20 protein-coding genes and 1 pseudogene are annotated in these 25,562 nt (G+C 74.9%); 6 read left to right on the top strand and 15 right to left on the bottom strand.

The features are described from left to right. Positions 1–818: 818 nt before the first annotated feature. Both BL253_RS43685 and BL253_RS12680 read left to right on the top strand, forming a co-directional pair. On the top strand, positions 819–3,614 hold the full coding sequence (locus tag BL253_RS43685; RefSeq protein WP_076816627.1) for a MinD/ParA family ATP-binding protein: 2,796 nt from the start codon (positions 819–821) through the stop codon (positions 3,612–3,614). 106 nt (positions 3,615–3,720) lie between these two features. Further along, positions 3,721–4,443, top strand: a complete 723-nt coding sequence (locus BL253_RS12680) for a RibD family protein (RefSeq protein ID WP_076816626.1) — start codon at positions 3,721–3,723, stop codon at positions 4,441–4,443. A gap of 15 nt (positions 4,444–4,458) precedes the next feature. Here BL253_RS12680 and BL253_RS12675 read toward each other — a convergent pair whose 3' ends face one another. From BL253_RS12675 to BL253_RS12645, 7 genes are all read right to left on the bottom strand, one after another. Continuing rightward, positions 4,459–7,068, bottom strand: a complete 2,610-nt coding sequence (locus BL253_RS12675) for a helicase-associated domain-containing protein (protein ID WP_198946251.1) — start codon at positions 7,066–7,068, stop codon at positions 4,459–4,461. Between the two features lie 72 nt (positions 7,069–7,140). Then, entirely contained in the window at positions 7,141–8,394 is a 1,254-nt protein-coding gene (locus BL253_RS12670) for a hypothetical protein (RefSeq protein ID WP_076816622.1), read from the bottom strand. A gap of 188 nt (positions 8,395–8,582) precedes the next feature. Beyond that, complete coding sequence (locus BL253_RS12665; protein WP_076816620.1) at positions 8,583–9,020, bottom strand: DUF3180 domain-containing protein; 438 nt, start codon at positions 9,018–9,020, stop codon at positions 8,583–8,585. 64 nt (positions 9,021–9,084) lie between these two features. Then, positions 9,085–9,660 carry a 2-amino-4-hydroxy-6-hydroxymethyldihydropteridine diphosphokinase gene (folK, locus tag BL253_RS12660; RefSeq protein WP_076816619.1) on the bottom strand — a complete coding sequence of 192 codons (576 nt, stop codon included), beginning with the start codon at positions 9,658–9,660 and terminating at the stop codon, positions 9,085–9,087. After that, entirely contained in the window at positions 9,657–10,073 is a 417-nt protein-coding gene (folB, locus tag BL253_RS12655) for a dihydroneopterin aldolase (RefSeq protein ID WP_076816617.1), read from the bottom strand. The genes folK and folB overlap by 4 nt, the downstream gene beginning before the upstream one ends. Before the next feature lie 153 nt (positions 10,074–10,226). Beyond that, positions 10,227–11,123 (bottom strand): dihydropteroate synthase, encoded by an 897-nt coding sequence (gene folP, locus BL253_RS12650; RefSeq protein WP_076816615.1) that lies wholly within the window; start codon positions 11,121–11,123, stop codon positions 10,227–10,229. After that, a complete protein-coding gene (locus tag BL253_RS12645) occupies positions 11,120–12,070 on the bottom strand; it encodes a GNAT family N-acetyltransferase (protein ID WP_241834739.1) in 951 nt (316 codons plus the stop codon). Before BL253_RS12645 ends, folP begins: the two co-directional genes overlap by 4 nt. A 1,155-nt stretch (positions 12,071–13,225) precedes the next feature. On the opposite strand from BL253_RS12645, the gene BL253_RS12640 reads away from it, so the two are divergent. Both BL253_RS12640 and BL253_RS12635 read left to right on the top strand, forming a co-directional pair. Continuing rightward, complete coding sequence (locus tag BL253_RS12640; protein ID WP_420801651.1) at positions 13,226–14,287, top strand: NsdA family TPR-like regulatory protein; 1,062 nt, start codon at positions 13,226–13,228, stop codon at positions 14,285–14,287. A 140-nt stretch (positions 14,288–14,427) separates the two neighbouring features. Then, entirely contained in the window at positions 14,428–15,276 is an 849-nt protein-coding gene (locus BL253_RS12635) for a phosphotransferase enzyme family protein (RefSeq protein ID WP_274535207.1), read from the top strand. A 14-nt stretch (positions 15,277–15,290) separates the two neighbouring features. Here BL253_RS12635 and BL253_RS12630 read toward each other — a convergent pair whose 3' ends face one another. Further along, positions 15,291–16,106 (bottom strand): ABC transporter permease, encoded by an 816-nt coding sequence (locus tag BL253_RS12630; RefSeq protein WP_076816633.1) that lies wholly within the window; start codon positions 16,104–16,106, stop codon positions 15,291–15,293. Next, positions 16,103–16,870 carry an ABC transporter permease gene (locus BL253_RS12625; RefSeq protein WP_076816610.1) on the bottom strand — a complete coding sequence of 256 codons (768 nt, stop codon included), beginning with the start codon at positions 16,868–16,870 and terminating at the stop codon, positions 16,103–16,105. The genes BL253_RS12630 and BL253_RS12625 overlap by 4 nt, the downstream gene beginning before the upstream one ends. 153 nt (positions 16,871–17,023) lie before the next feature. Between BL253_RS12625 and BL253_RS12620 the strand changes: the two genes are divergently transcribed. Next, positions 17,024–18,043 (top strand): ABC transporter ATP-binding protein, encoded by a 1,020-nt coding sequence (locus BL253_RS12620; RefSeq protein WP_096335983.1) that lies wholly within the window; start codon positions 17,024–17,026, stop codon positions 18,041–18,043. A gap of 88 nt (positions 18,044–18,131) precedes the next feature. On the opposite strand, the gene BL253_RS12615 is transcribed toward BL253_RS12620, so the two are convergent. Together BL253_RS12615 and BL253_RS12610 are read right to left on the bottom strand one after the other, a co-directional pair. Continuing rightward, the gene (locus BL253_RS12615) at positions 18,132–19,304 is read right to left on the bottom strand and encodes a geranylgeranyl reductase family protein (RefSeq protein ID WP_076816608.1); all 1,173 of its coding nucleotides are present in this window, start codon (positions 19,302–19,304) and stop codon (positions 18,132–18,134) included. A 136-nt stretch (positions 19,305–19,440) separates the two neighbouring features. Continuing rightward, positions 19,441–20,505: a DUF5926 family protein gene (locus BL253_RS12610; RefSeq protein WP_076816606.1), complete on the bottom strand. Its 1,065-nt coding sequence runs from the start codon at positions 20,503–20,505 to the stop codon at positions 19,441–19,443. A gap of 301 nt (positions 20,506–20,806) precedes the next feature. Here BL253_RS12610 and BL253_RS12605 point away from each other — a divergent pair, with 301 nt between their 5' ends. Further along, positions 20,807–22,444, top strand: coding sequence for a DNA repair helicase XPB (locus BL253_RS12605; RefSeq protein WP_076816605.1), 1,638 nt, complete (start codon positions 20,807–20,809; stop codon positions 22,442–22,444). A 229-nt stretch (positions 22,445–22,673) separates the two neighbouring features. Here the strand turns inward: BL253_RS12605 and BL253_RS12600 are convergent, their stop codons facing one another. The 4 genes and pseudogenes from BL253_RS12600 to BL253_RS12590 form a co-directional block, all read right to left on the bottom strand. Beyond that, a complete protein-coding gene (locus BL253_RS12600) occupies positions 22,674–23,366 on the bottom strand; it encodes a Uma2 family endonuclease (RefSeq protein WP_076816629.1) in 693 nt (230 codons plus the stop codon). A 239-nt stretch (positions 23,367–23,605) separates the two neighbouring features. Then, positions 23,606–24,352: an LURP-one-related/scramblase family protein gene (locus BL253_RS12595; protein WP_338013710.1), complete on the bottom strand. Its 747-nt coding sequence runs from the start codon at positions 24,350–24,352 to the stop codon at positions 23,606–23,608. 204 nt (positions 24,353–24,556) lie between these two features. Continuing rightward, positions 24,557–24,664, bottom strand: a pseudogene (locus tag BL253_RS45805) (DUF2510 domain-containing protein); the annotation flags it as partial. A 192-nt stretch (positions 24,665–24,856) separates the two neighbouring features. Next, positions 24,857–25,562 (bottom strand): TCP-1/cpn60 chaperonin family protein (locus BL253_RS12590; RefSeq protein WP_274535206.1); only part of this gene is annotated, 706 nt, incomplete at its 5' end.

The following is a 25,562-nucleotide window of genomic DNA, read 5'->3' as shown; positions in this document are numbered from 1 at the left end:
GCGCCGCGAACGGATACGGCGCCGCGAACGGATACGGCGCCGCGAACGGATACGGCGCCGCGAACGGATACGGCGCCGCGAACGGATACGGCGCCCCGGACGGATACGGCGCCCCGGACGGGCGAGGTGATCCGCGCGGGTTCGGTGCTCCGGGCAATGCCGATCGTCCACCAGGACCCGAAACGTTGAACGGATCTGGCGGCGCCGGGGCCCCCGGCTGGCGGCAGGCGGCCGACGAGGCCAGGGGCGCGCCCCCTCGTGGCCCGCGGCCCGGCCCGCCGCCGTCATCGCCGCGACCGTCATCGCCTCCCCCCGCGCCGTTCCCGTCCGCGGGTGGCGCGCGGCCCGCGTTCGGACCCGGCTCGGCGGCTGCCCCGATGGCGTCCGGACAGGGCCCCATCGACCTTGACGCGGGCTCCAGGATGCCTGGCCATCCGCCCGCCCCGCCGCCGGGCAACCCCCGGTGGCGCCCTGACCCCTGGGCCGCGGCCCAGGCCGGCACGGCTGGCACGTCCGGTCCGCCAGCCCCGGCCGGGTCTGGTTTCCCGGCGCCTGGTGGTCCCGCGGCCGGTGGCCCGAACGGGGCGGGGCGGGGGCAACGGCCCGATCCGCTCGCTGGCTTCACCGTCGACGCGGGGGCGACGCCGAACGGGCAACCAAGGTCGATGCCCGATGGGTGGTCGGTCGGAGCTCCGGACCATCCTTCCGTCCATGCCGCGCCGCCGCCGCGGCCCGCCGTCCCCCCGCGTGCCGCGCCTCCTGGCCAGGCGCCGCCCTACCGGGGCGTGCCGGCGTCAGGCGCCGGTGGTTCGTTCAGCGTGGACGGGCGCCTCGAGGACTGGCAGTCGGGCCACGCGGCGCCCGCTCTTCCCAGCACACCGCCAGACCGTCCCGCCGCCTGGCCCGCCGGCCCGGCCGGCCGTCTCGCGGGCCGGGACCCGTCGTTCGCCAGGGCCGAGGCGCCGCCGGCGCACGCCGACCCGTTCGGCGTCGACGCGCGTGACCCGTTCGTGCTCGGTGGGCGGGAGCCCGGCGGCACGCGCGAACCGGCGCGGGAGGCGGCCACGGGCCGCGGTGTTCCCTACGCGCCCGGGCATCCGTCCTGGCCGACCGGCCTCGCCGTGGAGAATCCCAACGCGCCTTCCCGGCCACAGCCTCCCAGGCAGGCCAGTGCCTACTCACCCCCCGGCGTGCCATCCGCGCCGCCAGGCGGCCGGCCGGCGTCCGGGCCGCCGTTCGCGAGCCAGCCGCGCGACGGCGGGCCCGCCGGCCGGTTTCCGGCCGAGCCGCCGGCGCGCCCGCGGGGCTGGGATGTCTCAGCCAGTGGGCGCGGCGATGGTCCCGGCGGCGGATCGCCACGGCCCGGCGGCCCGATCGTCTTCGGCGGCGCGGATGACGGGCGGCGCGTGGGCGCCGGCCCGGGGATGAGTGTGGACGGCGGCCCCGGCGCCGGCCGCGGGCCCGGGCCGGGCTCCGCCGCCGGGCTGGGCAACGGAGCCACGCGGGGCAACGGCGCTGGGGCGGGTCATGGTCACGGCGCCGGTCTGGTGCATGGGAGCGGGCCCGGCCAGGGCGCCGGGATGGGCCAGGCTGGCGGCATCGCCGTTGGCGGCGACGCCGGCTCGTCCGTCCGTCCCCAGCCGCCCGCCGGGCCGTGGGTGGTAGAAGGCTCGGCCGACAGGACGGGAAGGCCGCCCGCCAGCCCGGGCCGCGACCGTGCCGGTGCCGGTGCCGGCTACCCGGGGCCTGGTGAGCGACCGGCCCCAGCCGGCCTGCCGACCCAGGCGTTCGACCCGCTGTTCGATGATTTCCCGGTCGGCCAGGCGCCGGTAGGCCTGTACGGCGCCGGACGTGGCACCACCGCCGGCGGTCCGGGCGGGGGTGCGCCGGGCGTCCAGCCGGGAATTCCCGGTGTCCCATCCGGCCGGCCCGGTCCGCCCAGCCCGCATGGGCCGGGCCAGGGCTACCCGCCGCGGCCACCGGCGGCGCCTGGCGCGCCGGTCGGCTCGCCAGCGAGCGTTCCCGGCGCGCCGGTCGCCTTCGCGCCGTTGCATGACCAGGCGCCCGACTTCCAGCCGTCGACGCAGTTCCCGGCACCCGCGCCCAGTCCACTCCCGCAGCCGCCGCCCCCGCCGCCGGGCATGGCCCCCGGCGCGCAGCCGCCGCCGAACGCGGCCGCCGGCCTGGCGGCGCCGCCACGTCCGCCGTCGGCCCCCTACCCCGGGGCGGACGGCGGGAGGCGCCGGCCACCGCCCGGCGCCGCGCCGGCGGGTCACGAGCCTTCGGGCTACCCGGAGACGGCCCGGGGAATGGCTCCGCCTCAGCCAGGCCTGGGCCGGGTTCAGCCCGGTCAGCGTGAATCGTGGGACCAGTTCGACGTCGGGGCGCCCCGCCGGCCTGGCGCGGCGCCGGTGGACAACCGCGGTGGCCGCCCGATCCGTGACGGCCGCGAGGTCAGGGGCGGCCATGAGGTCAGGGACGGCCGAGAGGCCCGAGAGGGTCGGGAGGCCAGGGACGACATCGGGGCCCCCTACTCGCCGCCCCGTCGCCGGAACACGTCGGACGGCTCCGGGAACGTGGGCGGACCCGCCGACGACGTGTCCAACCGGGCGGGCGTCCGGCACAACACCGGGCATCCCGGGGCCGCGCTCTACAGCGACGCCCTGCTGGGGCCGGCGCAGGAGACGGCGGCCCGGGGCTGGCGCAAGGTCGTCTACCAGATGTCCGGCGGCGCGGTGAACCCCGGGCCGTCGCCCGACGAGGCCCGGCACAACCGGCTGCTCGCGCACATCCGGACGTCACTGATCGACTGCCACCGGATCGCCGTGATGTCGCTCAAGGGCGGCGTCGGCAAGACGACGACCACGATCGGCCTCGGTTCCACGCTCGCCGACCTGCGCGACGACCGGGTCGTGGCGATCGACGCCAACCCGGACCGCGGCACCCTGGGAACGAAGGTGCAGCGGCCCTCTCCGTACACCGTTCGTGACCTGCTCGAGCACGCGCCCGGGCTGCATCGCTACGTTGACATCCGCCAGTACATGGCCCGCTCGGACTCGCGTCTGGACGTGCTGGCCTCGGCGGACGACCCCGAGATCTCCGAGGCGTTCGCCGACTCGGACTACCGCGCCGTCGACAACCTGCTGCAGCGCTACTACTCGATCCTGCTGACCGACTGCGGCACCGGCATGCTGCACAGCGCGATGGGCGGCGTGCTCGGGCTCGCCGACACGCTGGTCATCGTGACGAGCTCGAGCGCTGACGGCGGGACGTCCGCGAGCGCCACGCTGGACTGGYTGGACGCGCATGGCTATGCTGACCGGGTCCGCGACGCGATCGCGGTGATCTCGATGTTCCCGTCGAACGGCGACGGGGTGGACGTCGAGTCGCTCGAGCAGCACTTCGCCGCGCGCACCCGCCGGGTGGTGCGCGTCCCGTGGGACCCGCACCTGGCCACCGGCGGGCGGATCGACCTGCAGGAGCTGAAGCGGGAGACGCGCCGCGCCTACCAGGAGCTCGCCGCCGCCGTCGCCGAGCGCTTCGCCCCGCCGGACCTCGACGACGCCGGATACCCCGTTCCCCAGCCCCGTCACAACGACCGCCTGTTCTCCTGACCCGCCGGCGGGGCTGGCGCGGCCAGGTCCGGGCACCAGGTCGGGCGGCCAGGTCCGGGCGCCAGGTCTGGGCGGCCAGGGCTTAGGGCCCGCGTAGCGTGCGGACATGGGGAACGCACGGACGAGTAGGCGGCCGTATGTGCTGTTGAGCTGCGCCGCGTCGATCGACGGGTACATCGACGACGCGAGTGAGCGCAGGCTGCGGCTGTCCAACGAGGCCGACTTCGACCGGGTGGACGAGGTGCGGGCCGGATGCGACGCGATCCTTATCGGCGCGGGCACCATCCGGGCGGACAACCCGAGGCTGCTCGTTCGCTCCCAGGCCCGCCGTGACGCCCGGGCCCGGCGTGGCCGGCCCACGAACCCCTTGAAGGCGACTCTCACCGGTCGTGGCGACCTCGACCCCGCGGCCCTGTTCTTCACGACAGGAGAGGCCCCGAAGGTCGTCTACGCGACCACATCCGCGCTGGAGAAGACGCGGGACCGCGTCGGCGCGGTCGCCGAGATCGTCGACGTCGGTGAGCCAGCCGACCTGGGCCGGATGCTCGACGATCTGGCATCCAGGGGTGTTGGCAGGCTCATGGTGGAGGGTGGCGGCGCCGTCCACACCCAGTTCCTGACAGCCGGGCTCGCCGACGAGCTGCAGCTCGTGATCGCGCCGTTCTTCGTCGGCGACCCGCGTGCCCCTCGCTTCGTCCACGGCGGCGCCTTCCCGTGGGACCCGGCCAGCCCCGCCCGGCTCGCCGAGGTCACCAGGATCGACGACGTCGTCCTGCTGCGGTACGCCATGTCGGACAGCTACCCGGGCGGGCCCGCGCCCGTGGGCTGAGGCGGCTCGCGGTGGTCAGCCCGTGGCGTCGGGGAAGGCGAAGGGATCGGCGACGTCGGCGACGGCGGTGACGCGATGCAGGACGAAGCGGCGAGGGGCGCCGCTGTTCTCGTCCCAGGCGGTCAGCCAGCCGCCGTCGAGCGCCGTCGGCCGCACGATCCGGTCGCTCGGCGTCCCCTGTTGGTCGACGTAGCCGAGCACCACCCGGCGCCGGTCGCGGACCGCGGCCTGCAGCCGGACCAGGATCATCGGCGCGGCTCGGACCAGGCCGTCCACCTGGCTGGCTCCGGTGCCCCCCGGGCCGACGCCGGCGAGCCGCAGCGCCCGCGCGTTCTCGTCGCCGCGGCGCACGAGACGCACGGCGTCGCGCAGCTGGCCGCGACGCACCGCGGCCTGGTCGGCCGCCGCGGCGCGGGCTCGCGCCGGTGTCCGGTGTGCCTCCGGCCGGCTGACCACGACCCGTCCGTCCGCGCCCTCGGCCGCCGGGGCGAACCCGGCGGCGCGCAGGCCGTCCAGCAGGTCGGAGACCTGCATCCGGGAGATCACGACGGTGGGGGCGATCCGGCGTAGCCCGAGAGCCTGGGTGCGCCGGGAGGCCAGCACCTCGGAGAGCAGCACCGGATCGTCGCAGCGCAGGTAGGACTCCGCCGGGCCGGAGCGCAGGCGGCCATGCCGACGGGCGGTGTCGTCGATCAGGTAGGCGAGCGCCTGCGGCACGCCGCCCCGGCCGAGCCGGGTGAGCAGGTCGTGGATGTCGGCCGGCGCGCGGCCGGCGTCGAACGCGCGCCGCAGCGACGCCTCCGAGAAGCGGTAGACGGTCGCGGCGCCGGTCGACTCGATGTCGGCCAGCTGGGCCAGCTCCGCCGCGACCTGGGGCACCAGCGGGCCGGGCGCGACGGCGGTCAGGTCGGCCTGCAGCAGCAGCTCCTCGACCGGCTCGGGGAGCAGCGGCGCGAGCGCGTCCGCGAGCGCGTCGGCGAGCGACCCCGGCGGCCCCGACGGGCTCGCGCCACCAGGCGCGATCGCGCCGGCCGCGCCGCCGCCCGCGCCTGGCGGCGGCCGGTGGGCGGGGGTGAGCAGCTCGGCGAGCAGCCGGCCGGTCGTCGCGGGGACACCGCGGCCGGTCAGCCCGAGCAGCTCCGCCTCCTGGATGGTCGCGTCGACCATCCGGTCCAGCAGCGGCCCGCCGCGTCTCGGCGCGCGCCAGGCCAGCAGCGCGCGCACCGACTCCGGGTCGGGCGCCACGCCGTCCGGCGCGGCCGCCAGCGCCACCAGCACCTCCAGGCGGGTCGTGACGGCGGCACCCCGGCGCACGTCGACCGACAACGCCGAGATCTGCCGGCCGCGCTCGTCCCGTTCCCCGACCAGCGAGGCGACCGCCGCCGACCTGACCCAGCCGTCGACCAGCATCGCCCACCGGTGCGCCGGCAGGTCGACGCTCCACCGGTCGAAGGCGGTCGTCGGCACGATCCGCACGTCGACGCCGGCGGTGGCGTCGACCAGCCCGGCGGCCGAGGCGAGCTCCACGACGAACGCGGCGACCGGCTCGGAGACGTCCAGCAGCTTGGCGACGGCCCGCAGGTCGCGCACGCTGAGCCCGCCGGTGCGCAGCGGGACGACCGGTGTCGTTCCMCACCCGTCCAGCAGGGTGGCGACGTGGCGGACCATCGTGTCGGCGGCGAGCGCGGCCGCCGGGTCGACGGATGCCGGGGCGACGGTACGGCCGGTCAGCGTGGGCGGGTGCGGGTGCAGCGTCCCGGTGGGCGCGTCGCCGCGCAGGGCCAGCCCGACCTCGCGGGGCATCTCCACCTCCTCGGCCTCGACACCGACGAGCAGGCCACGGGCGAGCAGCTCCTCGACGGGGGTGCGCGCGGCGGAGACCGTGAGCAGGCGGCCCGCGTCGGCGGTGGCGCCCCGCGCCGGCCCCTGCGCCAGCCGGTCCAGGATGCGCCCGGCCGCCGGCGAGCACTCGGCGGCGAGCCGGCGCACCAGGTCGGCGTCCGAGAGCTGGGCGCTGATCGCGGCGACGAGCGGCCCGCGGGACTCCGACGACCGGGCCGCGCCGCGGTCGCGGCCGTCGCCGTCAGAGCCCGAGGGCACGCCGAGGGCGGCGGCGAGGCGGGCGAGCTGCGGCGGGCGGTAGGCGGCCAGGCAGTCCCGCGCCGGCCGGCCGAGGCCCAGCGGCCGTTCTCCGAGCACGTCGCCCGCCGTCGCGACCAGGCGCAGCGCGTCCGGGGGGCCCCAGAGCAGGCCGCGCGCGCGCAGCGCGGCGACCGACGGACCGACGTCGAGGCCGCCACAGAGCTCGGCCAGCCGCCGGACCGAGACCGGGGCGGGCAGCAGCGTCAGGATGGCGCCGACCTCGAGGGTGAACGCGTCAAGGGTGTCGAGCGCGCGCAGCACGCTGACCCGGATCTCCAGGCGCGCGGCGAGGATGTCGAAGTCGGGGGGCGGCGGGGTGGCGAGGTCGGGGCGCAGCTCGAACAGCCTGGTCAGCTCGTCGTCGGACCGGGCGCGCAGCCACGTCGCGAGCGTGGCCGGCTCCTCATCGTCCTGCCTGACCGCCGATGACACCCTCCGACGGTAGCCCAGCGTCCTCGGCGACCTGTCGGCGCGCGTCGGCATCGGGCCCGCGGGTCGCTTTTGTCGGAGCCCGCCGCCGGCGGTCCGGCCGGTGGCGTGGGCTGACGGCCGGCGTCAGAAACCCGCCTCGACGATGAACCCGAGGCGATGGTCCCTGGCCCAGTCGGAGATCCGGATCTGCAGGCCCGCGTCGCCGGGCAGCGCGAGCTCGCGGCCCAGGGAGAAGCCGACGGACGCGACGCCGACCATCACGAGCGTCTTCACGGTCCTGGCGATCGGCCGATGCTCGGGAGGCGGGCGCCGGGGACGTCTGGCCGGCATGTCTCCCGTGCTGGGCCGCCAGCCGGTGGCCTCGGCATCCCCGAGCGGGGCCACGCTCGACGGCGCACGGCGCGAACGGGCCTGCCTCGGCGAGGCGAGGTCGCCGCGGATCGACAGATTGAGGTTGGTGGCGCTGACCGCGTCCAGCCCGTCGTCCGGCGGGCCCGCCCCGCCGCTCGCTCGAGCGGGCCGGCCGTCGCGGTCGGCCCGGCGAGGCCGGCCCGGACTCCCGCCGCCGCCGGTCCGGCCGTGCCGGCCTGTCGCGCCGGCCGGGTCGGCCGGGTCGGCCGGGTCGGCACGAGCGGTTTCGGTCCGGCCGGTCGCGCCAGCCCTTCCTGCCCGCCCGGTTCCCTCCCGCTCGGCTCGCCCGGTCCTCTCACGGCGCGTGACGCGGTCGGAGCGGTCGGAGCGGTCCGGACGGCTGGTGTGAACGGCTCCGGTCCGGCCGGTCGCGCCGGCTCGTCCGGCTCGGCCAGTCCCGTCCGGCCGTCCGGTTCCCTCATGCTCGGCTCGTCTGATTCGTTCAGAGCGGTCGTGGCGGTCGTGGCGGTCGTGGTCGGCCCAGCCGTCGCGGTCGGCCGCGCCCTGGAACCCATCGCCCTCGGGCTGGCCGAAGCGCCCGCGGCCCGGAAGCGAGATCCGGTCGGTGCGCTCGGCATGGTCGGCGTGGTCCGGGTAATCGGCGGGACCGGTGTAGTTGGTGTAGTTGGTGGGGTCGGGGTGGTCGGGGTAGCCGGCGGGCGGGGRCTCGGCGGCGCGGGGCACCCACTCGCTCGCGGGTGGCGCGTACAGCGGCCGCTCGAACCCGCTGTCAGCTCCGTCGACCGACACGTCCCAGTCGGCGGAGCCATGCCAGCCGTTCGCCGCGTCGGGCACCGCCGGCGAGGGGGGCGAACGCGGCGGCTCGTCCCAGGGATCCCCGTACTGCCCGGCGGCGGCGTGGCCGGCCGCTGGCGCGTGGCCGGTGGCGCGGCCGTCGTCGGACCAGCCGTCACCCGACCAGTCGTCCCAATGGTCGCCCCGAGCTCCCTCGACCTTGATGACCACGGCGGRAACCTCCCGGGTCCACGCGCACCGCCTGCCCGGGTGACAGCGGCGATCTGAAGCGGCGACCTGGCGGCGGTGGAACGTTCGCGCGGACCTCGGCGGTACGCGGCGAGCAGGGCCGTCTCGGTCACGGTCAGTGCTTAGCGTAAGTGGGCGAGTTCTGGCCCGGACGGCGGGGTGCCTGGTGACTAGCGGTGGCGTACGCGGCAGACGTGCTCGAGGAGCAGCGCCGCGGCGATGAGGCTCAGCGCGGAGCCGAGACCCAGGCCCGCGGTGACCAGGTCGGCGCTGGCGGTGCCGAACTCGTCGGTCCTGGACGCGGTGTAACCGAGCAGCGCGGCCCATCCTCCGGCCATGACCGCGGCGGTGAGCGAGCTGGCCTTGGCGAGGACGGCGAGCCGGGCGACCGTGATCGGCATGATGGGTTTGGTGCCGGGCCGACCGGCGAGCCTGCGGCGGGTGATGCTCGCCGTCTGCACCTCCAGCAGGGCGACGATGAACACCGACAGTGGGCCGGTGCGCGGCAGCTGCGGCAGCGACCGGTAGGTCAGGACCAGCAGCAGGTAGGCCAGCACACCGGCGACCACGGCGGCGCCGACGAGGTCGCGTGCCCGCGTCGGCCTCATCCGTGCCGTCCCTGAAAGCACGCCGCCCCGCTCGGCCGGCTGGCGCGGGAACCGTGGGTACGCCTCATCCGAGCGCGAGGCCCTCGCCGAGGTTCACGGCTGTGCGGCGCAGGCCCGCGGTCTCCCCGGCCGCGGCGAGGCCGGCGACCAGGTCGGCGACCCGGCCATGGCCGGGGACGGCCGCGTCGGGGGCGACGTCCAGCCACGGCACGCAGACGAACGCGCGCAGGTGGGCCCTTGGATGCGGCAGGAGAATCTCCGGATCGTCACTGACCACCGGACCGCAGGCGATCACGTCGACGTCCAGGGTGCGCGGCCCCCAGCGCACGGTCCTGACCCTCTCGGCCGCCTGCTCGGCTTCCCGCGCCGCGGCGAGCAGCTCACGCGCGGGCGCCGCCGCGGCGAGCAGCACCGCGYTGAGGTAGTCGTCCTGCGGGGGCCCGCCGACGGGCACGGTCTCATAGACCGGTGACACGGCGAGCACCCCGAGCCGCTTGTCGAGCAGGGCGACGGCGGCGCGCAGCGTCGCCTCCCGATCGCCGAGGTTCGAGCCGAGTGCCAGGACGGCCGGTCCGCTCGCCGTGTCCGGCCCGGGTCCCGCGTCCGACCGGGCCGGATCGTTCGGCTCGGCTCCGGTCACGGGCGGTCCCGGACGATGGAGACCGCGACGTCGCCGAACGGGATGGAGATGGGCGCCGCCGGCTTGTGGACGGTCACCTCGGCCCGCTCGACCCGAGGGTCGGCGAGGCAGACGTCGGCGAGCCGGGCCGCGAGAGTCTCGAGCAGGTCCACGGGCTGACCGGCGACGACGCGGGCCAGCGCCTCGGCGAGTTCGCCGTAGTGCACGGTGAGCGTCACGTCGTCACTGGCGGCGGCGGGTGCCGTGTCGAGCCACAGGGTGACGTCGACGACGAACTCCTGGCCGAGCTCGCGCTCGGCCGCGAGGACACCATGCCAGCCACGTACCCGCAGCCCGGTCAGCGCGATCCGGTCAGCGGGCAGCGCCCGCGCCGGCCGCTGACCCGTCGCCCGCTCCGGGCCCGCCTGATCCATACGCGCCGTCACCACCGTCGCACCACCATCTCGCTTCTCGCCGGCCCATCGCCGGCTCCCATGCCGCACGGCAGGCTGAGCCGACGAACGTGCTTTCCAACGTTTCGCGGGCCGTGCTCATGCCTACCATGCTTCCTTCGTCACCTTCGGCCGTCAGGCGCGAAACGAACCGTGACCCTCCGCGGTCCGCCAGGCGCCGACGACCCGGACCGCGTCCACCGCCGGCCGCACGGTGTGCACCCGCACGCCCCACACGCCCTGGTAGGCCAGCAGCGTGGTGGTCGCCTGGGTGGCGTCCTCGCGTTGCTCCACCGGGCGCGCCGCGCCGTCGGGCGTCGCGAGCACGGCGCCGAGGAAGGACTTGCGCGACGTGCCGACCAGCAGCGGCCGGCCCAGCGCCGCGACCGCGTCGAGATGGGCCAGCAGCGCCCAGTTGTGCTCGAAGCGCTTGGCGAACCCGATGCCCGGATCGATGATCACCTGTTCCCGGCGCACGCCCGCGTCGAGCACGGTCGCGAGGCGTTCGGCGAGCTCGGCGGTCACGTCGGCGACCACGTCGCCGTAGTGCGCCCGCTTGGCCATGTCCACGCTCGCGCCCCGGGCGTGCATGAGCACGTAGTACGCCCCGCGTTCGGCGACGAGCGTGAGCAGGTCGGGCTCGGCCGCCGCGGACACGTCGTTGACGAGCACCGCCCCGGCGTCGAGCGCCGCCTCGGCGACTGCGGCCCTGGTGGTGTCGACGCTGACCGCGGTCCCGGCGGCGGCGAGCGCGGCGACCACCGGCAGCACCCGGCGGCACTCCTCCGCCACGTCGACGCGGGCCGCGCCCGGACGGGTCGACTCCCCGCCCACGTCGACCAGGTCGGCGCCGTCCGCGACCATCCGCAGCCCGGCGCGCACGGCCTCGGTCGGGTCGGCGTAGGTGCCGCCGTCCGAGAACGAGTCGGGGGTGACGTTCACGACGCCCATGACCCGGGTCGGCCCCGGCGCGAGCAGCCGCGCCATGAGATCCCCTCCCGCGCCAGCCGGGTCGCGCTCCGCGCCGGTCATGCGGGCCTCACCGGCGTGGCCGGGCGCCGACGGTAGGTGTAACGGTAGACCGGGAGGAAGCCGAGGGCGGCGTAGAGCCGCCGCGCCGCCGCGCTGCGCTCCTCCACCTGCAGGTAGGCGCGCCGGGCGCCGAGCGCCACCGACCACCGCGCGAGCGCCGTGAGCACCGCGGTGGCGGCGCCCCGGCCGCGCGCCGCGGGCAGCGTCGCCATGCTGTAGATGCCGAGCCACTCGCCGTCGACGACGCCTCGGCCCACCCCGACCGGTCTGCCGTCCAGCGCCGCCGTGACGTAGACCGCGGGCAGCGCGATCCGGGACAGGATCGCGACGCTCGCCTGCCGGTGGGGGCCGAACATCGACATACCGCCCGCGGCGCCGACGTCCAGCCAGCTCCTGCCCGGCGCGTCGTCCCGCGAGGTCCGGACGGCCGTGCCCGGTCGCGTCCGGCCGGCCGTGTGCTCGGCGAGGCCCGGGATGCTCGCGATGAGGACGGTCAGGTCCGCGACGCACACGTCGGTCGGGCCGCTGTCGTCGTCGTAGCCGGCGGTGTCCAGCGCGGTGCCCAGCCCTTCGGGCCGAGACACGGGCGTGAGCTGGAAGGTCGACGGGCGGCCAGCGCGCGCGTAGAACTCCTCGGCATCGGCGATGGCCGCCGCCAGGTCGGCGACGTCGCCGTATGTCCAGACCGAGTTGCCGCGGCGGGTGGCGCCGGCGGAGTCGCGCAGCACCCAGCCGTCGAGCGTCCGGGTGTGCAACGCCGGCCAGCCGCGGAAGGCCAGCACCTCCAGGTGGGCGGCCAGCGCCGTCCGGTCCGTGAACCCGGTGGTATGGGTGAGGGCCGCGTCGGCCGCTGGGTCGGTGAGATCGGTGAACCGGCGAGGCGCGACCAGCGGGTCCGTGGCTGCCGGCTCCCGGCCGAAGCTCACCGCGTCCCCACGAGCCGACATGTTCCGAGGCTACCGAGACCCCCTCGGCCGGACGGCGCTCGTCGGCCGTCAGGTAGCCGCTCAGGACGTGATGCCGGCCACCGCCGTCCGGGATCTGGGAGCCTGTCGCGCGTGGTGCCGGCCCTCGCCATCGGGCACCGAACGGGCGCGCCGCCCCGCGACGGCAACCGAGAGGCTGTGCTCGTTACCTTCGGTATCCAGGCTCATGCGACGGATGCCAACGGTTCGCTGACGGGATCCACTCGGCCACACGGCGATCTCGCGGGTCTCAAGTCGGGACCATGTGGGACAAGTCCGGCGCCGACACGTCGCGGGGGCGATCGAGGGGCACTCGTACGATCTGCGCGAAACGGATGMCGCAGCGGTTGTCGTCGCGAGTTTTCCTGACTGTCAGTAAACAAGGCTGCGTCTTCTCGGGACGGCGAGGCCCACCGGCTCAGGACGGCGTGGATGCCGTCGCGGGACGGTGGGGCCGCCCGGGTCACACCGCGCGTGGTCTGACCGTGGGCCCTGTCGAGGACGGCTATGCGCTGCGGTACGAGCGATCTAGTCTTTCCGCCAGGGTCGAAGGTCCCAAAAGTAGTCAGATCTTAGTCCACGCGGCCGGTTCATCGGCGATTCGGCCTTTCACAGGAGGGACACCCGATGCCGCAAGCCACGGGTGGACTGCCCCAGGACCCTGGGAACGAAGCCGCCGACGCGGCCACGCCGTCGGCCTCGGCCGACAGCGGCGACGGGCACCACACGCGCGACGGGCGCGACATGGGCGATGGGCGTGACGGCACCATCGCGCCCATCGCGCCCGCGACGGCCGGCGGAGCCGGCCTCGACGGCGCGGCCAGCCGGCCCGCGCCGCCAGGCCCCGCCGGGCGGGTGGTCATTCCGGTCGCCCGGCGGTCTCCTGACGACCACCCGGGGGACTACCCGGGCTTGACCGGTTCTCGGCGATCCCACCCGGCCGAGAGCGCGCCACGACCGGCGCCCACGACGGACTCCCGTCCGGGAGCGCCCGCTCATCCGTCGGCGGAGACCACGTCAGAGACCACGTCGGCCGCTGTCGCGACGCCGCGCGGTGAGGACGATTCGGATATCGGCGATTCGGATACAGGGACCTCAGATCGCCGCCAGTTCCATCGGATGGCCGTCGGCGTGGCCATGGGCGCGCTGCTTCTCGAGGGCCAGATCCTGGAGGTACCCGGCATGCTCGCCGCCAGCCCCGTCCAACTGGCCCTCGACCGGGCCGAGCACCTCCTCGGCCAGGCGCTCGGCGCGCACGAGGCGATCCCGCCGACACACGTCCTCGCCCAGACCGCGCGGCTGCATCGCGGCCTGGAGCGGCTGGCTCGCCGCCGGATGGCCGACGGCCAGTGGAAGCGGCTGCGGGTGGTGGCGGGACGGGTCGCGGTGCTGCGCGCCGACGCCGCCTTCAAGCAGGGCAACGTCGCCGCCGCCCGGACGCTCACCGCCCAGGGGTACGCCGCCGGGCTCGCCGCCGGCGACGGGCAGCTGTGCGGTTCGGCCCGTGAGGTCGGCGCCGTCGCCGAGTTCTACGACGGCCGGCCCGACGAGGCGCTGCGGCTGGCCAGGGACGGGCAGCGCCACGTGACCGGCGGCCCCGTGCGCGCCCGGCTGGTCTGCCAGGAGGCGAGGGCGCTCGCCGGCCTGGGCGACGTCCAGGGCGCCGCCCGCGCGCTGGACCACGCCTACGACCTCGCCGACGAGATCCCGCCGGACCGCTGGGGACGGCCCGGCCCGAGCTTCGACGAGTTCAACCCGGTGGAGGTCGCGTACAACGCGACCACGGCGCTGTGCCTGCTCGGGCGGCCGCGAGCCGCCGAGGAGCACGCGGAGCTGGCGCTGCCGAAGCTGGACGGGGTGGACGCCCCGGGCTTCCGCTCGGTGATCCGCCTCGATCTTTCGCTGGCCCTCGCCAGGGCGGGGCGGCTCGAGCTCGAGCGTGTGTGCTCGCTCGCCAGCGAGGCGATCCAGATCTCCTGGGGCCGCACCGTCGCCTCGGTGTCCGGCCGCGCCGACCAGGTGCTGGCGGCGACCCGCGTACACAGCGAGGTGCCGGAGGTACGGGAGCTGGCCACGCTGGTCCGCGAATGGCAGCGCTCGGCGTCCGAGCAGCGGCCGGGTAACAGCCCGTCAGGTGCCGTCCTGGCGGCCGGTGGACCTGGCCTGCCCGCTCGGGCGCTCCCGGACGTGAACGGCTGACGGGCGGTTCTCGGGGGAGAGCGCGGGCGAGCGGACCGGATGACGAGCGAGGTGATTCGCCTGCCTCGGAGCGGGATCCCGAGTTACCGGGCGCCGACGGCCGGTTCACCGCCGAGGCGTCCCGCCGGGCCCTCTCGGCGATCTGCGCCGTGGCCGGGCTGGACGCCACCGACGCGGTCGCGCTCAAGCTGACCGTCAACTCGGTCTACCGGTTGCCGCGAGCCGGCGCCGTGGTGCGGATCGCCACCTCGGCCGCGATGGCGCACCGGATACCCAAGGTCGTCCAGGTCGCCCGATGGCTGCAGGACGAGGGCGTGCCCGCGGTACGCCTGCTGCCGGACGTGCCGACGCCGGTGACGGCGGCGGGCTCGCTCGCGACGGTCTGGGTCGACGAGGGGCCTGGCGCCCCGCCGGCGCCCACGGCCGCCGAGCTCGGCGGCGCGCTGCGCCGCCTGCACGCCCTGGCGCCGCCCACGCCGGCACTGCCCCGGTGGGACCCGCTCGACGACGTCCGGCGCCGGATGTCCGACGCGGAGGCGCTACCGGCCGCGGACAGGGCGTTCCTCGACGAGCTGACCGGCCGGGTGGCGGCCGGCCTGCGAACCGTCCGTTACCGGCTGCCGACCTCGGTGATCCACGGGGACGCGCATCTCGGCAACCTCGTCAGGCGCCCGGACGGGCAGGTGGTGCTGTGTGACTTCGACTCGGTCAGCATCGGCCCGGCGGAGTGGGACCTGGTCCCGCTGGCCGTCGGTACGGCGCGGTTCGGCTACCCGCCCGGCTGGCACACCCAGCTCGCCGCCGCTTACGGCGCGGACGTCACCCGGTGGGACGGCTGGCCGGTACTGCGGGCAGTCCGCGAGCTGAAGCTGGTCACCAGCGTGCTGCCGATCCTCGCCAGCAACCCGACCGCCGCGGCGCAGTTCCGCGTCCGCCTCCAGAGCCTTCGTACCGGCGACGAGACCGTCCGCTGGCGCCCCTACAGCTGATCCGACTGGTGACCCTACTGGTCCGACCCCTCGGTCGGCGCCGTGGCCGGCGACGTTGACGTGGACGCGAGCACGGCGTCCGCGACCGAGGTCGCGCCCCCACCGACGGTCGAGCCGGCCGGCCGGGCGGCCCCGCGCCGCCCGGCCCGCCGGCCGGCTCCTCGGCGGGCGGTGGCGCCGGCCGGGGTGAGCAGGCGAGTGAGACCGAACAGCAGCCCGTCGACGGCGAGGGCGAGCACGGCGACGAGGAACGCGCCGCCCACCACCTTCGGCTGGTCATGCTGGGCGAGGCCGTCGACGACGAAGCGGCCCAGCCCGCCGCCGCCGATGAGCGCGGCGATGGTCGCCGTCGCCAGCACCTGCACCGCCGCCAGCCGGACACCCAGCATGATCAGGGGCAGCGCGAGCGGCAGCTCCACCCGGGTGAGCAGCTGCCACCCGGACATGCCCATGCCCCGGGCCGCCTCCCGCGCGCCGGCGTCCACCTCGCGCATGCCGACGTAGCTGTTCGCCACCAGCGGGGCGACACCGAAGATGACCAGCGCGACGATCGTCGTCTGGTCACCGATGCCCAGCGGGCCGATGGCCAGCAGCACCAGCACGGCGAACGTCGGCACAGCGCGCAGCGCGCCCGAGAGGTTGACGGCGAGCGCCCCTCCCCGCCCGCGGTGACCCAGCCAGATTCCGACCGGCAACGAGATGGCCGCGGCGATCCCGACCGACGCTCCCGTGAGCATCAGGTGCTCGCCGAGGCGCGTCGGGATCCCGCCGTCGCCGGACCAGTTCGCGCCGTCGGTCAGCCAGCGGGCGGCGTCGGCGACCGTGCTCACGAGTGCGCCTCGGTGGACGTCGCGGCGGCCACCGTGGCCACCGTGGCCGCGGTGGCCGCAGTGGCCGGGCCGGACGGCCGTCGGGTGCGGCGTTTCCGCCATCGCCACGGGGTGACGAGCCGTTCCAGCCCGACGAGCAGCAGGTCCGCGATCACCGCGAGCGCCAGGCACAGGACCGAGGCGGTGAGTACCTCGGCCCGGAACGTGCTGCCGAGGCCGTCGTAGATCAGGTTGCCGAGGMCGCCGTGGCCGATCGTCGCGCCGACCGTCACCAGCGCGACCGTGGAGACGGTGGCGACCCGCAGCGCGGTGACGATCGCGGGCAGCGCCAGCGGCAGCTCGACGGTGAGCAGCATCCGTAACGAGCCGTAGCCCATCCCGCGCGCGGACTCCAGGACGTCAGGAGGGACACCGTCGAGGCCCGCGAGGAAGCCGCGGAAGAGGATGACGAGCGTGTAGATCACCAGACCGGTGCGTACCGTCGTCGTGGACAGCCCGGACACCGGCAGCAACAGCGCGAAGAAGGCCAGCGAGGGGATCGTGTACAGGATGCTGGTGGCACCGCCGACGAGGCCGACCGCGGGCCGCCAGCGGCGCGCGACGAGCACGAGAGGGATCGCCACCGCGACCCCGAGCGCGACCGAGGTGAGCGTGAGGTCGATGTGCTCGCGCAGCGCCGCGAGGATCTCGTCGGACCTGGTACTCAGGTATCGCCCGCAGATCCACTCGTTGCGCGTGAGGCAGTTCCCACCCGCCGACGCCATACCCGCACGTTATCCGACCGGCGGGGTGCGAATACCCACTATCCTGCCCGGAATGAGCGGATCGCTGGCGTCGCCACCGTCGGTTCCCCCTGTGGGTATCCCATCGGCGGCGCGGATCCCGTCGCCGACCTCACGGATTGAGGAGCGGGCCGCGTGTCGGTAGCCAAGCCGATGATCGTGCTGGAGGGGGTAGGGAAGACCTACCCGGATGGAACGGTCGCGGTCGCCGACCTGTCGTTCGAGATCGGCGACGGCGAGCTGGTCTGTCTGGTCGGGCCGTCCGGATGCGGCAAGACCACGACCATGAAGATGATCAACCGGCTGGTGGAGCCGACCGCCGGKCGGATCCTGGTCGCCGGCGAGGACGTGCGCGCGCTCGACCCGGTGAGGCTGCGCCGCCGGATCGGCTACGTGATCCAGCAGGTGGGCCTGTTCCCGCATCTGACGGTCCGGGCGAACGTGGGCTGCGTGCCCAGGCTGCTGCGCTGGAGCCGGGCCAGCACCCGGGCACGCGCCGACGAGCTGCTGGAACTGGTCGGGCTCGACCCGGCGGTCGTCGGCGACCGCTACCCGCATGAGCTTTCCGGCGGTCAGCAGCAGCGGATCGGGGTCGCCAGGGCGCTCGCCGCCGACCCGCCGGTGCTGCTGATGGACGAGCCGTTCTCCGCCATCGACCCGATCGCCCGTGAGCGTCTCCAGGACGAGTTCGCCCGGCTGCGCCGGGAGATCAGCAAGACGATCGTCTTCGTCACGCACGACATCGACGAGGCGATCCGGCTCGCCGACCGGGTCGCGGTCTTCCGCGCGGGCCCCGAAGGCGGGAGCCTGGAGCAGATCGACACTCCCGCCCGCATCCTGGCCCAGCCGGCGACCCCGTTCGTCGCCGACTTCACCGGCGCCGAGCGCACCCTGCGCCGCCTGGACGTCATCCCTCTGCGCCGCGACGACCTCGAACCGGCCGCGCTGCCTGCGCCGGACCGCTCACCCGTGGGCGAGAAGCCCTCGATCGTCGTCGGGTCGACGCTCTCGGAGGCGCTGACCGCGCTGCTCGCCCGGGATGACGCACGGCTGCCCGTCTACGAGGCGGCCAACGGCGACGGCCCTGGTGGCTTCGCCGGCTACCTGACCCCGGCCTCGCTGCACGCCGCGCTGCGCTCGCCCGACAACCACTGACCGCCCGAGCCTCGCTGACGGTCCCGCGCGGCGCGTGTCGGTTCCCGCGCGGCGCGCGCGACAGTTCCGCGCGGCCCTTCCCTTGGTTCTAGCGTGACAGGGCGGCGACGGCGGCGGTGACGCCGGGGCGGCGCAGCTGGCGGGCGATCGTCGAGCGGCCGTCGATGATCCGGTTGAACAGGCCGAACCCGCCTGGGCCGGCTGACATCATCATGTGCATCAGCTCCGGCCGGCGGCTGTACAGCCCGAGCAGCACCCGGCCCGCGGCGAGCTCCGATCCGAACACGGCCTCGACCCGGTCCGGGTAGGTGCCCAGCGCGGCCGGGTCGCCGCCCGCGGCCGCGGCCGCCGCCGCGCCCGCGAGCCGGCCGGAGCGCAGCGCGAACGAGATGCCCTCCCGCGTCCACGGGTCGAGCAGGCCGGCGGCGTCCCCGGCGACCAGCACCCGGCCGCGGCGCAGCGGTGAGCCGTCGGCGCGCACCCGGGTGAGGTGCCCGGAGTCGTGTTGACGGGGCAGGTCCGCGATGCCCAGCGAGGCGACGAACCTCTCGTAGTAGGCGCGCAGCGCCGGGCCCTCGTCGCGTGACCCGATCACGCCGACCGTGAGGACGTCGCCCTCCGGGCCGAACTTCGGGAACACCCAGCCGTACGAACCGGGCACCGGGCCCCAGTCCAGCAGCATCCGCCGCTCCCACCGGGCGGCGAGGTAGGACGGCACCCGGAACTCGCCCTCCAGGCCCACGTCCACCTGGTCGCAGCGCACCCCGACGTAGCCGGCCGCGCGTGAGGACGTCCCGTCCGCGCCGACGACGACCGAGGCGACCAGGTCCGGGCCGCCGCGCACCGCCACCGCGACCCCGTCCGTGCCGGCGTCGCGCACCTCGGTGACCGTGGTCGCGGTCCGCACCTCGGCGCCCGCCGCCCTGGCCACGTCGACGAGGGCGGCGTCGAGCTCGGGGCGCATCACCATGGCGAGGATCGGCTGGCCGTCGCGGCGGCGCCGGGTGACCTTCAGCCGGCCGTCGAGCGTCATGGTGAGCACGTCGACCTGGGCGCGGGCCAGGTCGGCCCAGTCGAGCCCCGCGGCGCCGATCTGGTCGCGGGACATCCCGACGAGCCCGCCGCCGCAGGTCTTGTAACGCGGCAGCACGGCCCGCTCGAGCAGGCAGACGCGGGCTCCCGCCGCCGCGGCGACGCGCGCGGCCGCTGCCCCGGCCGGTCCGGCCCCGATCACGACGACGTCGAAGTCGAAGCGGGCCATCAGGCGCGGTCCGGCATCAGGAGTGGCCTCGTCTCGGTCGCGGCGGCGTGCTGCCTCGTCTCGCCTCGGGTCTGCTGCCCCGCCATCATGCCCGCGCCCACCCGACCAGGTCCGTCCTTAGCAGGTCAAAGGCGGGCTAACGCAGTGTCAGGGTGCGGCCGACGACACCGGCGCGGACGCGGCGCTCCTCGCTCGTCAGCGGGCGGCGGTCGGCCAGCACCTCGTCCAGCGCGGCCCGCAGCGCCGCCGCCGGCTCCTCGCAGCTGTCCGCGTCGGCGTCCGGCGCGAGGTCCCAGACCGGGACGACCAGACCGTCGGCCCGGAACGAGCCGACGAAGCGCGACCCCTCGCCGACGGTCAACGCGCCGGCGGTGGCGACCCGGGCGAGCGCGTCGAGCAGTTCCTCCTCCGCTCCTGCGCCGACCAGGTCGGTCCCGCCGTCCTTCCCGGCCGGGAACGGCAGCACCCAGCGCAGGTGGCGTTTGTCGCCGGGCTGGGTCCAGTAGGCGGCTTCGACGGAGCTCAGCCGGGCGGTGGGCACGACCGTGGCGTTGGCCCGTTCGAGACTGGCCTGCACCTCACCGGACAGGCCTGGGGAGTCGTCCTCGGCCGGCGGCAGCCACCAGCCGAAGCCGGGGTGCACGGTGACCTTCAGCGGGGCCGGGTCGAGCAGGTCGACGAGGCGGGGGAGGCCGGCGAGCCCCTGCGGCAGGCGCTCCACCGCGCCCAGCGCCGAGACGGGACCGTCGGCGACGACGTTGCCGGGCTCCGCGGCGAGCGCCGCCAGCAGCGCGCCCGCGATGTCCGCCGACGCGTCGAGGCCGGGGGTGAGGGTCTGGGTGGCCAGCAGGATCTCGCCGGTGTCACGGACCAGTGCCGGCGCCGCCTGCGGCAGCATCGTACCGATAATGATCTTGCGGTCGGCGTGCTCGGGGTGCTTGGCGAGATGGTCGGGGTGCAGGGTCACCGGCGCGGTGGCGCTGGGCACCAGCTCTCGCAGCGCGACCAGGTCCGGCTCGTCGGCGCGGCCGGCGAACGGCCGCAGCACCGGCGCGGGACGCGTCCTGGCGCCGTGGCAGGCCTTGTAGCGGCGGCCAGAGCCGCAGGGGCACGGCTGGCGCGGCCCCACCTCGGGCACGCCGCCGGGGGCGCCGCTCGCCGCGGTGGAGATCCTGGGTGCTGGGGCGGTTCGGCGAGCGATGGCGGGCTCCCGATGTCAGGGACGCAGCCGTTCCGCTGGCGTCCGCCGGTATGGATCTCGACGTTGATCTCGATGTGATCGCGACTTCCGGCCGGGTGAGGCTTCGCCATGATCGCGCGACCTTCGGCCGGATCTCGTAAGGCTAGGGCATGAGGACCGCGCTACCGCGGACTCGGGCGCTCGTCGGCGCGAGGTCAACCTGTTGCCCGTCACTACTACGGCTGGTGGCCGTGCGGTGTCCTATCCGAGGGCAGGTACCGTCGAGTCATGCTCTTCAGGATCGGGATGGGTGGGGTAGCCAGTGCCTGATGGGCCGCTGATCGTCCAGTCGGACAAGACGTTGCTGCTGGAGGTCGACCACCCACTCGCGACCCAGGCGCGGGCGGGGATCGCGCCGTTCGCCGAGCTGGAACGCTCGCCCGAGCACATCCACACCTATCGCATCACCCCGCTCGCGCTGTGGAACGCCCGGGCCGCCGGGCATGACGCCGAGCAGGTCGTCGACGCGCTGGTCACCTACTCCCGCTACGCCGTGCCGCACGCGCTGCTCGTCGACGTGGCCGACACGATGGACCGCTACGGCCGGCTGCGCCTGGAGAACGACCCGGTACACGGCCTGGTGCTGCGCGCCGTCGACCGGGCGGTGCTGGTCGAGGTCACCCGCGCCAAACGGATCGCGCCGATGCTCGGGGCGAAGGTCGACGACGACACGGTCATCGTCCACCCGTCCGAGCGGGGCCGGCTCAAGCAGGCGCTGCTCAAGCTCGGCTGGCCGGCCGACGACCTGGCCGGCTACGTCGACGGCGAGGCCCACGCGATCGAGCTGCGCGAGGAGGGGTGGCAGCTGCGCGACTACCAGAAAGGCGCCGTCGCGGGCTTCTGGGAGGGCGGCTCGGGCGTGATCGTGCTGCCCAGCGGCGCGGGCAAGACGATCGTCGGCGCGGCGGCGATGGCTCAGGCGAGTAGCACCACCCTGATCCTCGTCACCAACACGGTCGCCGGCCGGCAGTGGCGCAGCGAGCTGCTGCGGCGCACGTCGCTGACCGAGGACGAGATCGGCGAGTACTCCGGGGAGCGCAAGGAGGTCCGGCCGGTCACGATCGCCACCTATCAGGTCATGACCGCCCGCCGTGGCGGCGAGTACCTGCACCTGGACCTGTTCGGCGCCCGGGACTGGGGCCTCATCGTCTACGACGAGGTTCACCTGCTGCCCGCCCCGGTGTTCCGGATGACCGCTGACATCCAGTCGAGGCGGCGGCTCGGCCTGACGGCGACGCTGGTGCGCGAGGACGGCCGCGAGGGCGACGTGTTCTCGCTGATCGGCCCGAAGCGGTACGACGCGCCGTGGCGCGRGATCGAGGCGCAGGGCTGGATCGCGCCGGCGGAGTGCACCGAGGTGCGGGTGACCCTCACCGAGGACGAACGGATGTCGTACGCCGTCGCCGAGCCCGACGAGCGTTACAAGATGTGCGCGACGGCGCTGTCCAAGCACGGTGTCGTCGAGCGGCTGGTCCGCAAGCACTCCGACGACCGGGTGCTCGTCATCGGGGCCTACCTCGACCAGCTGGAGATGCTCGGGCGCAACCTCGACGCACCCGTCATCCAGGGCAGTACCCGCAACAAGGAGCGGGAGCGGCTGTTCGAGGCGTTCCGGACCGGTGAGATCACCACACTGGTCGTCTCCAAGGTCGCGAACGTCTCGATCGACCTGCCGGAGGCGGGCGTCGCGATCCAGGTCAGCGGCACGTTCGGCTCCCGCCAGGAGGAGGCGCAACGCCTCGGCCGCGTGCTGCGCCCCAAGGCCGACGGCCGCTCCGCGCACTTCTACACGGTCGTCTCCCGCGACACCCTCGACCAGGAGTACGCGGCCCATCGCCAGCGCTTCCTGGCCGAGCAGGGCTACGCCTACACGATCGTCGACGCGGCGGACATCGCCTGAAGGCGCGTCGACCGCCAGCGACGCGCGGCGGCGGGTGCCCGCGCGCCCGCGGAGCCCGTCCCACGAGCGAAACGACGTGCCCCGAGAGGGCGCGGTTCTTCGGGTTGGTGACGTTCAGCGGCGGGTGACCGTGCGGGCGCGGAGGCGCGCCTCGCGGAGGCCCGTCCCACGAGCGAAGCGAGTACGGGGCCGTAGCGCCGTGCCCGGACGGAGCGAACCAGAAATACAGCTACTCGGGTGGGTCGATCAGGTCGGCGGGGATGATCGTGACGGGGAACGGGCGGCTCACGGACAGTGGGGCGGTGCCACGGACCTCGCCGGTGCGGACGTAGGCGCCGTCGACGAGGTCGTACACCTCGACGGTGGCGGTCGCCGCGGCCGGGTCCGGGTCGACCAGCCAGCAGGACGGGATCCCGCGTTCCCGGTAGACGTCCAGCTTGAGGGTCCGGTCGTAGCGGCGAGTGCTCTCGTCGGCCACCTCGACGACGAGGAACGGCAGCTCGCTGATCCGGCTCCTCGCGGCGGCGCCCGCGGGCGCCTGCCCGCCGGTGCCCTGCGCCGACGGTACGGCCGCCGGCCCCTGCCCCGGCACGGGCGTGGGCGACGGAGCCGACACCGGGGCGGGCGCCGGGCCGACGATGATGTCCGGGGCGAGCAGCGTGCGCGCGGAGATCTCGATGCTCACGCCGTGCGGATAGACGTACGCACCCGAGGGGGCGGCGTCGGCGAGCCGCTCGGCGAGCCGCTGGATGACGCGGGTCCGCAGCGGCGTCGGCCAGGGGCGCAGCACGCACAGCCCGTCGAGAAGCTCCACCCGCCCGTCGTCGGCCTCGGCCGCCTCCAGCGCCGCCACCGTGACCGGCGGGGCGGGCAGGACCACCATGGGGAGGTGCTTGCGCGCCTGTGTGACTGCCTGCTGCATCACGCGGCCATCCTGTCGCCCGCCCGCCCGTCTGTCCAAGAGGTTGTTGACCGAAGTCGGCCTTTGACCTGCTGTGGCCGCCGGCCGCGCGAGTTTCGTCTATTGTCGCGCGACCTTCGACCAATCAGCCCGCTGTGGTCGTGTCGTCGTGGTCGCGATCTGGTCGGATCCGCGACCACGACGACACGACCATGGCGACCAGCCGGTCGTGTGCCGCCGGGCGAACGCTCGTCGAGGCGCTAGTTCCAGCCGCGGGAGTCCTGCTTGAGCGCGGTGTCGACGGTGAGGGCGGAGGCGATGACCATGCTGAGCAGCGGGTCCGCCAGGCGGTGGTGGATCTGCACGACGTAGTTGTCGGCCGACGTGAACATCGTGCGCAGCACCCCCTCCCAGGTCTTGGTGATCCGGGCGACCTCGACGTCGTTGTGGTCGACGATGGCGAAGTTCCAGGCCCGCCAGTTCTCGGCCTTGATCATGCCGACCTGGTGCTCGCCGACCATCAGCCCGAACCGGATCTTCCCGATCGCGTTCTGCTGGACGATCTGCCCGACCTCGGAGCCGTCGGGCCGGGCGACGACGACCCGCGACTTGACCAGCTTCCGCGGCCTGGTGAGCACGAGCTGGACCGTGCCGGCCTGGTCGCGCACCTCCAGCTTGTGCGTCATGTACTGGTCGAGCGAGGAGACGACCCGGGCGACCTTCTTCATCGTGCTCTGCCCGACCTCGACGACCGAGGCGATCTGGCGGCCCTGCTGGTCGAAGACGGCGTACTGGTTGGTGATCTCGATGAGCTGGGTCTTCTGGTTCACCACGAGCACCGGCTCGGAGAAGATCGACCCGCCGCCCAGGCCAGCCGGGGCGACCCCGGCCTGCTGCTGGACCTGGCGCTGGATCTTGTCCGGCGTGGCCGACGTGAACACCGGCGCCGGCGCCGGCGCGTATCCACCCGGCGCTCCCGGGCCGCCCTGGGCCGCCCCCCACTGCATCGGCGGCCCTTGCTGCGGCACCTGCCGCGGCTGTCCCGGTCCTGCCTGCCAGCCCGGCCCTGGCTGTCCTGGCCCCTGCGGGTAACCGCCAGGCTGCTGGGGCTGGGGCTGGGGCTGGGGCGGGTAGGGGCCGGCCGGCTGCGGCCCGGGCCCCGCCTGCGCCGGCTGTGGCTGCGCCTGGGGCGGCGGCGTCGGCTGACCCTGTGGTGCCTGCTGCGTGTGCGTCGTCCACTGGGTGCCGTCCCACCACCGGAGGCCCGGTGCACCTGACGGGTCCTGGTACCAGCCCGGCGTGGGGGAATTCTGCGACATGTGCCAAGCCTGGCACTGGCCCGTCGCAAAGGCCATGCCGGCCGCGCGACATCCCGCGCCCGGTCACTTCCAGTGGTTGACCGGTGTTCGAGCGGAGCAGAAATCGCCTCTCGGGCCGCGCGGACACGAAGGGGCGGCCCCTCCCGGGACCGCCCCTCCTACGTGCTGCGAACTGATGAGTCCCTCAGGAACTCAGAAGTCCATCTCGCCGCCGCCACCCGGCATGGCCGGGGCGGCGTTCTTCTCGGGCTTGTCGGCGATGACGGCCTCGGTGGTGAGGAAGAGGCCGGCGATCGACGCGGCGTTCTGCAGCGCCGAGCGGGTCACCTTGGCGGGGTCGATGATGCCGGTGGCCAGCATGTCGACGTACTCGCCGGTGGCCGCGTTGAGGCCGTGGCCGATCGGCAGGTTGCGCACCTTGTCGACCACGACGCCGCCCTCGAGACCGCTGTTGAAGGCGATCTGCTTGATGGGCGCCTCGAGCGCGAGCTTGACGATGTTCGCGCCGGTGAGCTCGTCGCCGGACAGGTCGAGCTTGTCGAACGCGCTGATGGAGGCCTGGAGCAGGGCGACRCCACCGCCGGCGACGATGCCCTCCTCGACGGCCGCCTTCGCGTTCGAGACGGCGTCCTCGATGCGGTKCTTCTTCTCCTTGAGCTCGACCTCGGTCGCCGCGCCCACCTTCACGACCGCGACGCCACCGGCGAGCTTGGCCAGCCGCTCCTGCAGCTTCTCGCGGTCGTAGTCGGAGTCCGACTTGTCGATCTCGTTGCGGATCTGGCTGACCCGGCCCGAGATCTGGTCGGTGTCGCCAGCGCCCTCGACGATGGTCGTCTCGTCCTTGGTGACGACGACCTTGCGGGCCTTGCCCAGCAGGTCGACGGTGGTGCCCTCGAGC

Origin of the sequence: Pseudofrankia asymbiotica, from assembly GCF_001983105.1 — a bacterium.
Lineage (GTDB): Bacteria > Actinomycetota > Actinomycetes > Frankiales > Frankiaceae > Pseudofrankia > Pseudofrankia asymbiotica.
This window is presented reverse-complemented; position numbering and strand designations above follow the sequence as displayed.